Here is a 13,601-nt window from a genome sequence, read left to right as displayed (position 1 = left end):
GGCCGGTTGTCAGTGGGCGCCTATAACCTCGTATGCGTGTCGTCTCTCGCGCTGTACCGCCGCTATCGCCCGGAGACCTTTGCCGAGGTCATCGGGCAGGAGCATGTCACCGACCCGTTGCAGCAGGCCCTGCGGAACAACCGGGTCAATCACGCGTACCTGTTCAGCGGGCCGCGCGGGTGTGGCAAGACGACCAGCGCGCGCATCCTGGCCCGCTGTCTGAACTGTGAGCAAGGCCCCACCCCGACCCCCTGCGGTGAGTGCCAGTCCTGTCAGGACCTTGCGCGGAACGGGCCGGGCTCGATCGACGTCATCGAGATCGACGCGGCCTCTCACGGTGGTGTGGACGACGCCCGTGAGCTGCGCGAGAAGGCGTTCTTCGGACCCGCGAGCAGCCGGTACAAGATCTACATCATCGACGAGGCCCACATGGTCACGTCGGCCGGCTTCAACGCGCTGCTCAAGGTCGTCGAGGAGCCGCCCGAGCATCTGAAGTTCATCTTCGCGACCACCGAGCCCGAGAAGGTCATCGGGACCATCCGGTCGCGGACCCACCACTACCCCTTCCGGCTGGTGCCCCCGGGGACCCTGCGGGACTACCTCGCCGAGGTGTGCCAGAAGGAGGACATCCCGGTCGAGGACGGCGTGCTCCCGCTCGTCGTGCGCGCCGGTGCCGGTTCCGTGCGTGACTCCATGTCCGTCATGGACCAGCTCCTCGCCGGTGCCGGAGAGGAGGGTGTGACGTATGCCATGGCGACCTCCCTCCTCGGGTACACCGACGGCTCCCTGCTCGACTCCGTCGTGGAAGCCTTCGCCACCGGTGACGGGGGCGCCGCCTTCGAGGTGGTCGACCGGATCATCGAGGGCGGGAACGACCCGCGCCGCTTCGTCGCCGACCTGCTGGAGCGGCTGCGCGACCTGGTGATCATCGCCGCCGTGCCGGACGCCGTCGAGAAGGGGCTCATCGACGCCCCCGCCGACGTCCTGGAGCGGATGCAGGCCCAGGCCGGGACCTTCGGCGCCGCCGAGCTGAGCCGCGCCGCCGACCTGGTCAACGAGGGCCTGACCGAGATGCGCGGCGCCACCTCGCCCCGCCTCCAGCTGGAGCTGATCTGCGCCCGCGTCCTGCTCCCCGCCGCCTACGGCGACCAGCGGTCCGTGATGGCCCGCCTCGACCGGCTGGAGCGCGGCGTCAGCTTCTCGGCCGGTGCCGGCGCGCCCGCGATGGGGTACGTGCCCGGGCCCGAGGCCCACGGCGGCGCCCCGGCGGCCGGTGCGGTGTCCGTCCCGCCCGGCAGCGGGCCCGCGGCGGCCCGCGCGGCCGTACGAGCCCCGGGTGCTCCGGGCGCCCCGGGTGTTCCGGCTGCCCCGGCACCCGGCCACGCGCCGGCTGCCACCGGCGGCTCGGCACCCGCCCATGCCCCGGCTCCCACCGGTGCCTCCGCTCCCACTCCGGTCCCGGCTCCCACGGGCGCCCCAGATCCCGCCGCCGGTCCGGGCGGCACCGCAGCTCCGGCCGCTCCCGCGCCCACGGCTCCCGCTCCCACACCCGCCCCGGCACCGGCGGCTCCCGCCCCTGCCGCCGCCCAGGCCCCCGCGCCCGCGCCGGCCGCCCCGGCCGCGCCCGGCGCCTGGCCCACCGCCGCCCCCGCCGGCGGCGGCCGGCGCCCCGGCGGCTGGCCCACGGCCGCCGCTCCGGCGGGTGGCCGCCCGGGTCAGGGCCCCGGCGGGACGGCTCCCGCGCAACCGCAACCGCAACCACAGCCGCAGCCCCAGCCGGCGCACCAGCAGGGACAGCCCGCCGCCCCGGCGCCCGCCCCGGCCGCCGGCGGTCTCGACCCCCGCGCCCTCTGGCCGAACATCCTGGAGGCCGTCAAGAACCGCCGCCGCTTCACCTGGATCCTGCTCAGCCAGAACGCCCAGGTCACCGGCTTCGACGGCACCACCCTCCAGCTCGGCTTCGTCAACGCGGGCGCCCGCGACAACTTCGCCGGCAGCGGCAGCGAGGACGTGCTGCGGCAGGCGCTGACCGAGCAGTTCAACGTGCAGTGGAAGATCGAGGCGGTCGTCGACCCGTCCGGCGGCGGCGCGGCGCCCGCGGCCGGCTCCGGCCACGGCGGTGGCGGCTACGGCGGCTCCTCCGCGGGTGGCTACGGCTCCTCCGCCGGCGGTTACGGCAGCGCGCCCGGCGGTGGCTACGGCGCCCCGGCCGCCCCCCGCCCCGCGGCTCCCCAGCCGGCCCCGACGGCGCCCTCCGCCCCCCAGGGCGGTGCCTCGGCCGCGCCCGCTCCGGCTCACCGGCCGGCCGCCGCTCCCGAGCCGCCGCCCGTCGCCCCCGAGGACGACATCCCGGAGGACGACGACCCGGATCTGGACGAGTCCGCCCTGTCCGGGCACGAGCTGATCGTGCGTGAGCTGGGGGCGACCGTGGTGGAGGAGTTCTCCAACGAGTAGCCGACGGCGGCCGGAGAGCCGGTGGTTTCCCCGGCACCGGCCACCCTTGGTAGGAACGTACAGCTTGCCCGGGCCCCGGCTTTCGGCAACCTTGCCATTAGGCTGACCCCCGTGAAGGTCCTCGTCATCGGCAGCGGCGCCCGCGAACACGCCCTGTGCCGCTCCCTGTCCCTCGACCCCGACGTCACCGCGCTGCACTGCGCCCCCGGCAATGCCGGCATCGCCGAGGTCGCCGAGCTGCACCAGGTCGACGCGCTCGACGGCGCCGCGGTAGCCGGCCTGGCCACCCGCCTCGGCGCCGAGCTGGTCGTCGTCGGCCCGGAGGCCCCGCTGGTCGCCGGCGTGGCCGACGCCGTCCGCGCGGCGGGCATCCCGGTGTTCGGTCCCTCCGGGGAGGCCGCGCAGCTCGAGGGCTCCAAGGCCTTCGCCAAGGACGTCATGGCGGCGGCCGGGGTGCCGACCGCCCGCTCCTACGTCTGCACCACCGCCGCGGAGGTCGCCGAGGCCCTCGACGCCTTCGGTGCCCCCTACGTCGTCAAGGACGACGGTCTGGCGGCCGGCAAGGGTGTCGTCGTCACCTCCGACATCGAGGCCGCAAAGGCGCACGCCGCAGGCTGCGAGCGCGTGGTGATCGAGGAGTTCCTCGACGGCCCCGAGGTGTCCCTGTTCGCCGTCACCGACGGCGTAACCGTCGTCCCGCTCCAGCCCGCCCAGGACTTCAAGCGGGCCCTGGACGGCGACGAGGGCCCGAACACCGGCGGCATGGGCGCGTACTCGCCGCTGCCGTGGGCCGACCCGAAGCTCGTGGACGAGGTCCTGGAGACCGTGCTCCAGCCGACGGTGGACGAGATGCAGCGCCGGGGCACGCCCTTCTCCGGGCTGCTCTACGCCGGTCTCGCGATCACCTCGCGCGGGGTCCGGGTGATCGAGTTCAACGCCCGTTTCGGCGACCCGGAGACCCAGGTCGTGCTGGCCCGGCTGCAGACCCCGCTGGCCGGCGTCCTGATGGCCGCCGCCACCGGCAACCTCGCCGACCTGGCGCCGCTGCGTTGGAGCGAGGACGCGGCCGTCACCGTCGTCGTCGCCTCGCACAACTACCCCGGCACCCCCCGTACCGGCGACCCGATCACCGGTCTGGACGAGGTGGCCGCCGAGGACGCCCCGCAGGCGTACGTGCTGCACGCCGGCACCCGTCGGGACGGGGACGCGGTCGTCAGCGCGGGCGGGCGGGTGCTGTCCGTCACGGCCACCGGCAAGGACCTGACCGAGGCGCGCGAGCGGGCGTACCGGGCGGTGGGCCGGATCCGGCTCGACGGCTCGCAGTACCGCACCGACATCGCGGCGAAGGCGGCGGAGTCCGCCGGCGCCTGACCCGACCGGCCTGCACGCACACTGCGCCGGGCCCCGGACCACAATCCGGGGCCTGATCTTTGCTTTCTGTCACCCAGCTCTGACCAAAGCCATTCCATCGAGTGAGCAATCGCCCATCCGGCTGACGGGGGCCGGGGCCCCAACTAGGGTGCCGCGCAAGTGTTCCGGCACTTGGCTCACCGGCATTGCGATGTCAGTGGCGGGTGCCACAGTGGGGGAGTGAGCAAGACGACGACTGCACGGACTGCACGCGATCGGGGAGGGGGCGAGGTCGGCACGTGAGCGGAATCGGTGTGGAGGTGGGCGCGCAGGCCGCGCGCTCCCGGGCCCTCGCCGTGCTGCGGGTCCGGGGCCGGGCGCTGGCCGTGGCCCTGCTGCCGGCGGGCGCCGCGGTGATCCTGCTGACCGGCGCGTCCTCCGGCCATCTCGTCGGGCACGGCTGGGACGCCGCCCGCTGGGCCGTGGGCGCGCTCGCCGTGCTGGTGCTGCTGGCCGCGGCCGGCATCGCCCTGGTCGTCGCCCGGGCCCGCCCCGCCACGAGCCCCACGGTGCCGATCCCGGAGCAGTCCGCCCCGGACCTGTACCGGATGGTGCGCGACCTCGCCGAGCGGCTGGACGTGCCGGCGCCGTCGGCCATAGCGCTCACCCCGGACTGCGACAGCTGGCTGGAGGACCGCACCCACTCGGCGCACGGTCCGCCCCCGCGTCCGGCGCCCGACGAGGTGGCGGACCCGGTCCGCCGCCGGACTCCGGTCGCGCCGGTCCTGGTCATCGGCTCCCCGTTCCTGTGGTGGATGCGCGTCGGCGAGCTGCGCGCGGTCCTCGCCCCGGTCATCGCGGGTACGGGCCCCTCGGCGCACCCCGACATAGCCGCCGCCCGCCGCTTCGTGCGCGGGCTGGACGCGGCCGTGGCCGTCGCCGCGACACCGGGCCGCTGTGCGCCGACCCGCGTGCTGTGCGCGGCCCTCGGCTGGGTGGCCCGGCTGCTGCTGCGCGGCTGCCGGGAGCACGCGGCGCAGATGGAGCGCGGGGTCGCGGCGGCGGCGGCCGAGCGCGCCCAGACGGTGGACTACGGCCTGCGGATCGTGGCCCAGGAGCAGGTCGGACTCGCCTACGCCGGCTGGGACCGGCTGCTGACCAGGGTCGCGCTGCCCGCCTGGCGCATGGGCCGGTGGCCGTCCCGGCTGGACGCGGGCGTGGTGGCGGCGCTCACCGAGCTGTCCCGCCGGGACCGGCTCGCCGAGGGCTTCGCCTCCCGGCTCGGCGAGCGGCCCGCGTGCGACCTGCTGGAGGAGCCGGGGGTGGTGGACGAGGCCGCCTCGCTGCTCGCCGCCCGCCTCTTCCACGGCGGGCCCGCCGAGTCCGGCCCCGACTGGGCCCCGGTGGACTGGCAGGCGTATCCGGAGGAGGTCGTGGACCGCACCTGGCGCGCCGACGCGGCCCGCCTGCACCGGGTCCTGGACTCCCTGGGCGTCCGCCCCTCCCTCGACCCCGCGACGCCCGACCCCGGCGGCCCCACCCTGGCCCGCGTCCTGGACCACCTCGCGGAGCCGGCCGCCGCCCCCCGCACGCCCGGCGCCGGCACCCTGCCGCGCGGCCACGCGGCCACCCCCGGCTCGGCTCGGGACGCCACCCCCTCCACCGCTTGGGAGCCGGCCCTCCGCGCCCCCGGCGAGCCTCCCATGGCGATCCCGGACACCACCCCTCCCACCACCACCGAGCCGGCCCCCGCCGCCCCCTACGGCGCCCTTGAGGCCGTCCCCGAGCCGGCCCCCGCAGCACCCCGGGACCCCGCCTCCCCCACCGCCCACGGCACCCTCTACGACGACAAGGAAGACCCCGATCCCGCCACCGAGCGCAGTGCCGCTCTCGCCGCCGGGCTGAGTGCCGCGCTGGCCCGGGAGGAGGCCGCCGTTCCGGGCGTCGGCAACGGGGCCGCGCGGAGTCCGGAGAGCGCGCTGTGGGACGACTGCGGGCTGCCGCTGTTCCCGCTCCAGCCGGCGCGTACGGCCCGTGAGCTGCTCACCGACCACGTCACGGCGATGGTGTGCTGTGCGGCCGTCGACACCGCCGGCGCGGCCCCCGCCCTGGACTGGCTGGACGGGCCGTCCCTGCTGCTGGGCGGCGAGCGGGCGGCCGATCTGACGCCCAGGGTGCTCACCCTGATCGAGGAGGGAGACCCGGGCCCGCTGCGCGAGTGGCTGGCCGCGTCCGGGATACGTCCCGAGAAGCCCGTACGGCTCGTCTGAACCCGCTATAGCCCTCCCGTCACCGCCGTAACGGAAACGCGACTTCCACTTCAGGTCAATTCGCAACGACTAGTGACCGTGCCGGTGCGTTATGTGATGTGCTGGGACCGACCACGCCCTTGGCAAAGGCACGCGACATACGACAGCACGGCCGGGCACGCCGAGGGCCTGTCGAGTACAGCGAGAGCAGCGAGCACGCCCCACGCACACCGCGAAGAACGACCCGAGCACCACGAGACAGGCACGGGGGCATGAGGGAGGGGAGCGACCATGGCCTCGGACCACATCCGCCGCTGGGAGTCCGGAGCACTCGCGCACGCCGTCACGGACCCCTTCGGTCAGGGCCCTGTGCCCTGGCTGCGCGGCAGCGAGACGTACTTCGACGACACCGGTCATGTCGTGCCCTGGTACGTCGACCCCAGCCCGCCGCAGCTCACCGGCGGTCCCGGCGCGCGAGTCCCGGCGCCGCGCGCTGAAGCTGCCGGGCCCCGCTCGGCCGACGACGTGCACCGCCAGATCAAGGGCTTCACCTCCACCGGCGCGGTCGCGCCCGGCGAGGCGATCGACTTCCGCATCACGGTCGACCCGCCGCAGGAGTTCGGCGTCGACATCTACCGCATCGGCCACTACGGCGGTGACGGCGCCGCCAAGACCACCACGAGCCCCCGGCTCTCCGGCATCGTCCAGCCCCCGCCGCTGACCGCCGACCGCACGGTCTCCTGCCACCACTGGTGGCTGTCCTGGCGCCTCCAGGTGCCCTCCTACTGGGACGTCGGCGCCTATGTGGCCGTCCTCACCACCGCCGACGGCTACCGCTCCCACGTGCCGTTCACGGTCCGCGACGACCACCCCGCCGACCTGCTCCTGCTGCTGCCGGACATCACCTGGCAGGCGTACAACCTGTATCCGGAGGACGGCCGCACCGGCGCGAGCCTCTACCACGCGTGGGACGACCGGGGCCGGCTGCTCGGCGAGGCCGAGGCGGCCACCACGGTCTCCTTCGACCGCCCGTACGCGGGCGCGGGCCTGCCCCTGCACGTCGGCCACGCCTACGACTTCATCCGCTGGGCCGAGCGCTACGGCTACGACCTCGCCTACGCCGACGCCCGCGACCTGCACGCCGGCCGGGTGGACCCGACCCGCTACCGGGGCCTGGTCTTCCCCGGCCACGACGAGTACTGGTCGGTGCCGATGCGCCGGGCCGTCGAGGACGCCCGCGACCGGGGCACCTCGCTGGTCTTCCTCTCCGCGAACACCATGTACTGGCAGGTCGACCTGGGGCCGTCCCCGTCCGGAGTCCCGGACCGGCTGCTGACCTGCCGCAAGCGCAAAGGCCCGGGCCGGCCGGTGCTGTGGCGGGAGATCGACCGGCCCGAGCAGCAGCTGGTCGGCATCCAGTACGCGGGCCGGGTGCCCGAGCCGTACCCGCTGATCGTCCGCAACGGCGGCCACTGGCTGTGGGAGGCGACCGGCGCGCACGAGGGCGACGAGATCGAGGGACTGGTCGCCGGCGAGGCGGACCGGTACTTCCCGCGCACCCCGCTGCCCGAGCACGACGAGCGCGTCCTGCTCGCCCACTCCCCCTACACCGACAACGACGGCGCCCTGCGCCACCAGGAGACCTCCCTCTACCGGTCCCCCTCCGGCGCCTGGGTGTTCGCCTCCGGAACCTTCGCGTGGTGCCCGGCCCTGGACCGGCCCGAGCACGTGGACCCCCGTATCCAGCGGGCCACGGCGAACCTGCTGGACCGCATCTGCAAACGGGACTGACCCCTGGCCGCACCCCGATCACCCGGATACGGGAGAATCGAGGCACTTGGACAGAACCACGGGGAGGAACCGTGTCCGGATTCGTAGAAAAGCCCGAGCCGATCGAGGTTCCGGGCCTGGTGCACCTGCACACCGGAAAGGTGCGCGAGCTGTACCGGAACGAGGCGGGCGACCTCGTGATGGTCGCCAGCGACCGCATGTCCGCCTACGACTGGGTGCTGCCCACCGAGATCCCCGACAAGGGCCGCGTCCTGACGCAGCTCTCCCTGTGGTGGTTCGACCAGCTGCGCGACCTCGCCCCCAACCATGTGCTCAGCACCGAGCTTCCCGAGGGCGCCCCGGCCGACTGGGCGGGCCGCACGCTGGTGTGCAGGTCGCTGCGGATGGTCCCGGTGGAGTGCGTGGCCCGGGGCTACCTCACCGGCTCCGGCCTCGCCGAGTACCAGGAGTCCCGTACGGTCTGCGGCCTCGCCCTCCCCGAAGGTCTCGTCGACGGCTCCGAGCTGCCCGCCCCGATCTTCACCCCGGCCACCAAGGCCGCGGTCGGCGAGCACGACGAGAACGTCTCATACGAGGAGGTGGCCCGCCAGGTAGGCGCGGAGACCGCCGCCCAGCTGCGCCAGGCCACGCTCGCCGTGTACGCGCGGGCCCGGGACATCGCCCGCGACCGGGGGATCGTCCTGGCCGACACCAAGTTCGAGTTCGGCTTCGACGGCGACACGCTCGTCCTCGCCGACGAGGTCCTCACCCCGGACTCCTCCCGCTTCTGGCCGGCCGACCAGTGGCAGCCGGGCCGCGCCCAGCCGTCGTACGACAAGCAGTTCGTGCGTGACTGGCTGACCTCGGCCGAGTCGGGCTGGGACCGCAAGAGCGAGCAGCCCCCGCCGCCGCTGCCGGAGCAGGTCGTCGAGGCGACCCGGCAGAAGTACGTGGAGGCGTACGAGCGGCTGACCGGCACCAGCTGGTCGTAGCGGAACAGGCCCCCGGCGAGAGCCGGGGGCAACGCAAGAAGCCCCCGGCCGGAACCGGGGGCTTCTGACATGGAGCGGACGACGAGGCTCGAACTCGCGACCTCAACCTTGGCAAGGTTGCGCTCTACCAACTGAGCTACGTCCGCGTTGCGCCGTGGCGCGAGAGCAACTATACCCAACCTCGGTCGCGTGCGAGACGCACTGCCGCATGACGGTTCTCCGCGCCGAGTTTGGTGACGGCCGAGGAGAGGTAGTTCCGCACGGTCCCCGGGGACAGCGCGGCCCGCTGGGCGATCTCCGCGACCGGCGCTCCGTCGGCGGCCAGCTCCAGCACCTCGGCCTCCCGCGCGGTCAGCGGCGAGTCCCCGGCGCTGATCGCGTCGGCGGCCAACTCCGGATCGATGTAACGGTTTCCGGCGTGCACGGTCCGGATGATCTCGGCGAGCCGCTGGGCACTGACGGTCTTCGGGACGAACCCGCGCACACCGGCCGCGAGCGCCCGCTTGAGATGGCCGGGCCGCCCGTGTCCGGTGACGATCAGGACCTGGCAGCCGGGCAGTTCCGCGCGCAGGGATGTGGCGACCTTCACACCGTCGGCGCCCGGCATCTGGAGGTCCAGCACGGCCACGTCGGGTGTGTGCGCGCGGGCCATCGCCAGCGCCTCCGGCCCGGTCGCTGCCTCCGCGACGACCAGCAGATCGTCCTCTAGGGAGAGCAGCGCGGCCAGCGCGCCCCGGATCAGATGCTCGTCGTCGGCGAGCAACAGCCGTACCGGAGTGCTCACGAGGTGACTCCTCTCACAGGCGTCAGGGATCACAGGCGTCAGGGTTCACAGGCGTCAGGGCCACAGGCGCCAGGGTTCACAGTCGGCAGGAGTTCATGGTCCTCAGGAGTTCATGGTCGTCAGGGGTACTTCCGCCACCAGCCGGAACCGGTCCCGGCCGGCCTCCACCAGTCCCGCCTCCAAGGTCCCGCCCACCGCGGCCAGCCGCTCCCGCAGCCCGGCGAGTCCCGAGCCGCCCCCGCCACGGCCCGCCGCCACGGCACCGTCGTTCTCCACCGTCAGCACCGCGAGCCCCTGGTGTACCGACAGCCCCACCTGGCACCGGCCCGCGTCCCCGTGTCGCAGCACGTTGGTGGTCGCCTCGCGTACCACCCAGCCGAGCGCGGACTGCACCTCGGCGGGCAGTCCGCCGGTCTCCGCGCGGACCTCGCAGTCGATGCCGGCGGCCGCCAGCACGCCCTGGGCGCCGGCGAGTTCGGCGCCGAGGTCGGCCTCACGGTAGCCGCGTACGACGGCCCGCACCTCGCGCTGGGACTCCTGCGCGATGCGCTGCACCTCGATCATCTGCTCCACGGCCTCCGGCCGTCCCCGCCGGGCCAGTTGGACGGCCAGTTCGCTCTTGAGGGAGATCACCGACAGGTTCCGGCCCAGTACGTCGTGCAGGTCCCGGCCGAACCGCAGCCGTTCCTCGGCGACGGCGAGCCGGGCCTCCACCTCACGGGCGCGTTCCGCCTCCCACAGCACGGACAGGGTCCAGGCACCGCAGCGGCAGGCGAGCAACGGGAACACCGTCTGGAAGACGACCATCGCGCCGGTCGCGAGGATGCCGACCCCGTCCCGGTCGGCGAGCCCGACGGCGGCCATGAGCAGCACCCCGAGGATCACCGCCCCGCGCAGGAACACCCGTACCGGAACGGTGAGTCCGTGGAGCACCGCGAACGGCAGCAGCGAGGCGCCGAGCGCCAGCCGGACCGTCACCGGGTCGGCCGCGTCCAGCGCGGCCAGGGCCACGGTCAGCATCAGCGCCAGCCCGAGCAGGACCGCCGGGGCCCGCTGAGCGCCGGCCGGCAGCCGGGCGCGCCCCAGGTAGTGGTCGAGCGCGGGCCGGGTCAGCCGGTTCGAGGCCGCGCACTGCAGGGCCGCCACCAGGACCAGCGGGATCCCGAGGAGGAGTGCCACGGGCCGGTGGTCGAGTCCGCCGACCAAGGGCAGCAGCAGCCAGCCGAGCGAGAAGAGCCAGGTGGTGACGTACCAGGTGACGACCGTGTACAGCTCGACCCGTTCCGCCTTGCTGCGCTCACGCCAGTGCCGCTGCTGCCACCGCCGTATCCGCCCCACCATGGGCGCCCCCCCGTTCCTCAGCGCCGGGGCTCCCACCGGAACCACCGCCGTACAGCAAACACCGCCACCAGGGTCCAGGCCAGCGCGGTCGCCAGGGTGCCGAGAGCCCCGTACGCGCTCAACTGGCCGGTCCAGCCCGCCCGGACGAGCCGGATCGCGGGGGACAGCGGGAGCAGCTCGCAGACGGAGGCGAGCTTCTCCGGCATGACCTCGGTGGGGAACATGATCCCCGAGCCGATCATCGACACGAACACCAGCGGCAGCGCGGTGACCTGGCCGCTCTCCACGGTCCGGGTGAAGGAGGCGGTGAGCGCGGCGAGCGCGGCGCACAGCACCAGCCCGGCCGCGAGCCCCAGCAGGGTCAGATACGGCGCCTTCGGTGCCCCGGCGTCCAGCAGTACCGCGGATCCGGCGGACAGCAGCAGCGCCTGCGCGAGGCCCACCGTCATGGCGGGCAGGGCGGTGCCGGTGAGGATCTCGGTGTCGGTGAGTTCGCCGGTGCGCAGCCGTTTGAGGACGAGTTCCTCGCGGCGGGCGACGTAGGCGTTGACGAGTGAGGTGTAGACGGCGAAGAGGAGGGAGAAGCCGATCGCGGCCGTGAGCATGGCCGCGCCGACGCTGATGCCCTGCTTCCTCAGATCCAGCTGGTCGAGGGCCGGCCGCACGCTGAACGGCAGCGCCAGCGGCACGACGAGCGCGGTGAACACGACCCCGCGGTTGCGGCCGAGGAGGGTCAGCTCGGCCCGCGCCAGCGCGCGCAGCCGCCGTACGCAGGGGGCGAGGGCGCCCGGAGCCGGGTTGCTCATGCCGCCATCTCCTTCCCCGACTTCCGGCTTCGCCCGAGCGGGGGGACGCCCGCCCGAGCGATGTCGAGGAAGGCTTCCTCCAGCGAGGCCGAGCGCACGTCCAGGCCGCGCAGTTCGACACCGGCCCGCTCGGCCCAGAGGAGGACGGCGGTGGCGGTCCGCTGCAGTTCACGGGTGCGCAGCCGGACGACCCTGCCGTCGCTCTCGTGTCCGCAGACGCCGAGGCCGGCGAGGGGCGGCAGATCGCCGGGGAAGTAGCCGTCGGGCAGTTCGAAGGACATCCGGGAGGGACGGCCGGCGGTGACCTCGGCCGGGGTGCCGGAGGCGGCGATCCGGCCCTCGTGCAGGATGGCGAGCCGGTCGGCGAGGTCCTCGGCCTCCTCCAGGTAGTGCGTGGTGAGCAGCACGGTGGTGCCCGCCTCGCGCAGCCGGCGCACCAGCGCCCAGGTGTCCCGGCGGCCCTCCGCGTCGAGCCCGGTCGTCGGTTCGTCGAGGAAGAGCACCTCGGGGTCGCCGAGCAGGGCGAGCGCCAGGTCGAGGCGCCTGCGTTCACCGCCGGACAGCTGCTTGACCCGCACACCCCGCTTGTCCGTGAGCCCCACCAGTTCCAGGACCTCCGCTTCCGGCCGTGCCCCGCTCGTGCAGCCGGCCCACATCCGGGCGGTCTCGGCGACGGTCAGCTCGGACGGGAAGCCGCCCTCCTGGAGCATCACGCCGATGCGGGGGCGGACGGCGGCCCGCTCGCGGTAGGGGTCGTGGCCGAGGATCCGCACCCGGCCGCCTGCGGGTGCGGCGAGTCCCTCCAGCAGTTCGACCGTGGAGGTCTTTCCGGCGCCGTTGGTGCCCAGCAGGGCGAAGATCTCGCCGCGCGCCACGGAGAAGCCGATTCCGCGTACGGCCTCGAACCCGCCCCCGTACACACGCCGGAGGTCGGTGACCTCGATCACGTGCTCGTGTCCGTCGTCGTTCATGAGGCCAGCGTCCCGGCGGCCGGGGCGGATCGGCAGTGCGCGGTGTCATCGCTCGGCATGACAGATGTCAGGGCTCACCGCGGACAACGAAAAGACCCCGGTCCATTGGACCGGGGTCTCATTCCCGAGCGGACGACGAGGCTCGAACTCGCGACCTCAACCTTGGCAAGGTTGCGCTCTACCAACTGAGCTACGTCCGCACTGCTCCCGACCGGCTCCCACCGATCGGTGCGAACACCAGCCTACCTGATCCACAGCAGTGGTCGTGACGGCGGTGCAGAGCGGGTGACAGGAATTGCACACTGCGCCTTCCCCCTGGAAGGGGGATGTTCTACTACTGAACTACACCCGCATGTCCTCGGGATCCGGCCTGTCAGCCTCGCCCCTCGGCGTGTCCCAGACATTAGCTGATCGGCAGGGGGGTAGCGCAAGTCGGCTCCCCCCGACGACCCGCCGGCCCCAAGTGCACGGCCCTCAGGGTCCGCTGACGGACCCTGAGGGCTCGCCCCTTCGCGGGCTCACTGGGCGGCGCTGAACGCCTCGTAGACCTTCTTCGGGATGCGTCCGCGGGCGGGGACGTCCATCTTGTTGGCCTGGGCCCAGGCGCGGACGGCCGCCGGGTCGGGGGCGACCTCCGTCTGCTTGTACGCCTTGCCGGACCGCGACCGCTTGCGGCCGGCTTCGACGTAGGGCGCGAGCGCCTTGCGCAGTTTCTCGGCGTTGGTTTCGTTCAGGTCGATCTCGTACGACTTGCCGTCGAGTCCGAAGGCGATCGTCTCCGCCGCTTCCGAGCCGTCGATGTCGTCAAAGAGAGTGACCACGACCTTTTGCGCCACGAATATCGGTCCCTTCGTGCGGCACGTCGTTACAGCTCAACGCCGACG

Annotated in this window: 10 protein-coding genes and 3 tRNA genes; 5 read left to right on the top strand and 8 right to left on the bottom strand. The window is 73.8% G+C overall.

Going from position 1 to position 13,601, the window contains the following annotated elements; translation table 11 throughout:
• The first annotated feature begins 36 nt into the window (after nt 1-36).
• From ACZ7DL_RS21095 to ACZ7DL_RS21075, 5 genes are all read left to right on the top strand, one after another.
• Nucleotides 37-2,454: a DNA polymerase III subunit gamma and tau gene (locus ACZ7DL_RS21095; RefSeq protein WP_470775875.1), complete on the top strand. Its 2,418-nt coding sequence runs from the start codon at nt 37-39 to the stop codon at nt 2,452-2,454.
• 111 nt (nt 2,455-2,565) lie between these two features.
• On the top strand, nt 2,566-3,825 hold the full coding sequence (purD, locus tag ACZ7DL_RS21090; RefSeq protein WP_470775873.1) for a phosphoribosylamine--glycine ligase: 1,260 nt from the start codon (nt 2,566-2,568) through the stop codon (nt 3,823-3,825).
• Nucleotides 3,826-4,103: 278 nt separating this feature from the next.
• Nucleotides 4,104-6,074, top strand: a complete 1,971-nt coding sequence (locus tag ACZ7DL_RS21085) for a hypothetical protein (RefSeq protein WP_470775871.1) — start codon at nt 4,104-4,106, stop codon at nt 6,072-6,074.
• Between the two features lie 270 nt (nt 6,075-6,344).
• Nucleotides 6,345-7,844 carry a N,N-dimethylformamidase beta subunit family domain-containing protein gene (locus ACZ7DL_RS21080; RefSeq protein WP_470775869.1) on the top strand — a complete coding sequence of 500 codons (1,500 nt, stop codon included), beginning with the start codon at nt 6,345-6,347 and terminating at the stop codon, nt 7,842-7,844.
• A 71-nt stretch (nt 7,845-7,915) separates the two neighbouring features.
• The gene (locus ACZ7DL_RS21075) at nt 7,916-8,815 is read left to right on the top strand and encodes a phosphoribosylaminoimidazolesuccinocarboxamide synthase (RefSeq protein ID WP_470775868.1); all 900 of its coding nucleotides are present in this window, start codon (nt 7,916-7,918) and stop codon (nt 8,813-8,815) included.
• Between the two features lie 70 nt (nt 8,816-8,885).
• On the opposite strand, the gene ACZ7DL_RS21070 is transcribed toward ACZ7DL_RS21075, so the two are convergent.
• The 8 genes from ACZ7DL_RS21070 to ACZ7DL_RS21035 form a co-directional block, all read right to left on the bottom strand.
• Nucleotides 8,886-8,961: transfer RNA gene (locus ACZ7DL_RS21070), tRNA-Gly, on the bottom strand.
• Between the two features lie 23 nt (nt 8,962-8,984).
• A complete protein-coding gene (locus tag ACZ7DL_RS21065; protein ID WP_470775866.1) occupies nt 8,985-9,599 on the bottom strand; it encodes a response regulator in 615 nt (204 codons plus the stop codon).
• A 102-nt stretch (nt 9,600-9,701) separates the two neighbouring features.
• Nucleotides 9,702-10,940, bottom strand: coding sequence for a sensor histidine kinase (locus ACZ7DL_RS21060; RefSeq protein WP_470775864.1), 1,239 nt, complete (start codon nt 10,938-10,940; stop codon nt 9,702-9,704).
• A gap of 17 nt (nt 10,941-10,957) precedes the next feature.
• Nucleotides 10,958-11,746: an ABC transporter permease gene (locus ACZ7DL_RS21055; RefSeq protein ID WP_470775862.1), complete on the bottom strand. Its 789-nt coding sequence runs from the start codon at nt 11,744-11,746 to the stop codon at nt 10,958-10,960.
• Entirely contained in the window at nt 11,743-12,717 is a 975-nt protein-coding gene (locus tag ACZ7DL_RS21050; protein WP_470775860.1) for an ABC transporter ATP-binding protein, read from the bottom strand. The genes ACZ7DL_RS21055 and ACZ7DL_RS21050 overlap by 4 nt, the downstream gene beginning before the upstream one ends.
• 127 nt (nt 12,718-12,844) lie before the next feature.
• Nucleotides 12,845-12,917 (bottom strand) — tRNA-Gly (locus tag ACZ7DL_RS21045).
• Nucleotides 12,918-12,997: 80 nt separating this feature from the next.
• Nucleotides 12,998-13,069 (bottom strand) — tRNA-Gly (locus ACZ7DL_RS21040).
• A 166-nt stretch (nt 13,070-13,235) separates the two neighbouring features.
• Complete coding sequence (locus ACZ7DL_RS21035; protein WP_059249902.1) at nt 13,236-13,553, bottom strand: histone-like nucleoid-structuring protein Lsr2; 318 nt, start codon at nt 13,551-13,553, stop codon at nt 13,236-13,238.
• Between the last annotated feature and the right edge of the window lie 48 nt (nt 13,554-13,601).

The organism is Streptomyces sp. NPDC036984 (genome assembly GCF_055607665.1).
The sequence above is the reverse complement of the archived record's forward strand: the minus strand, read 5'-3'. Positions and strand labels throughout refer to the sequence as shown.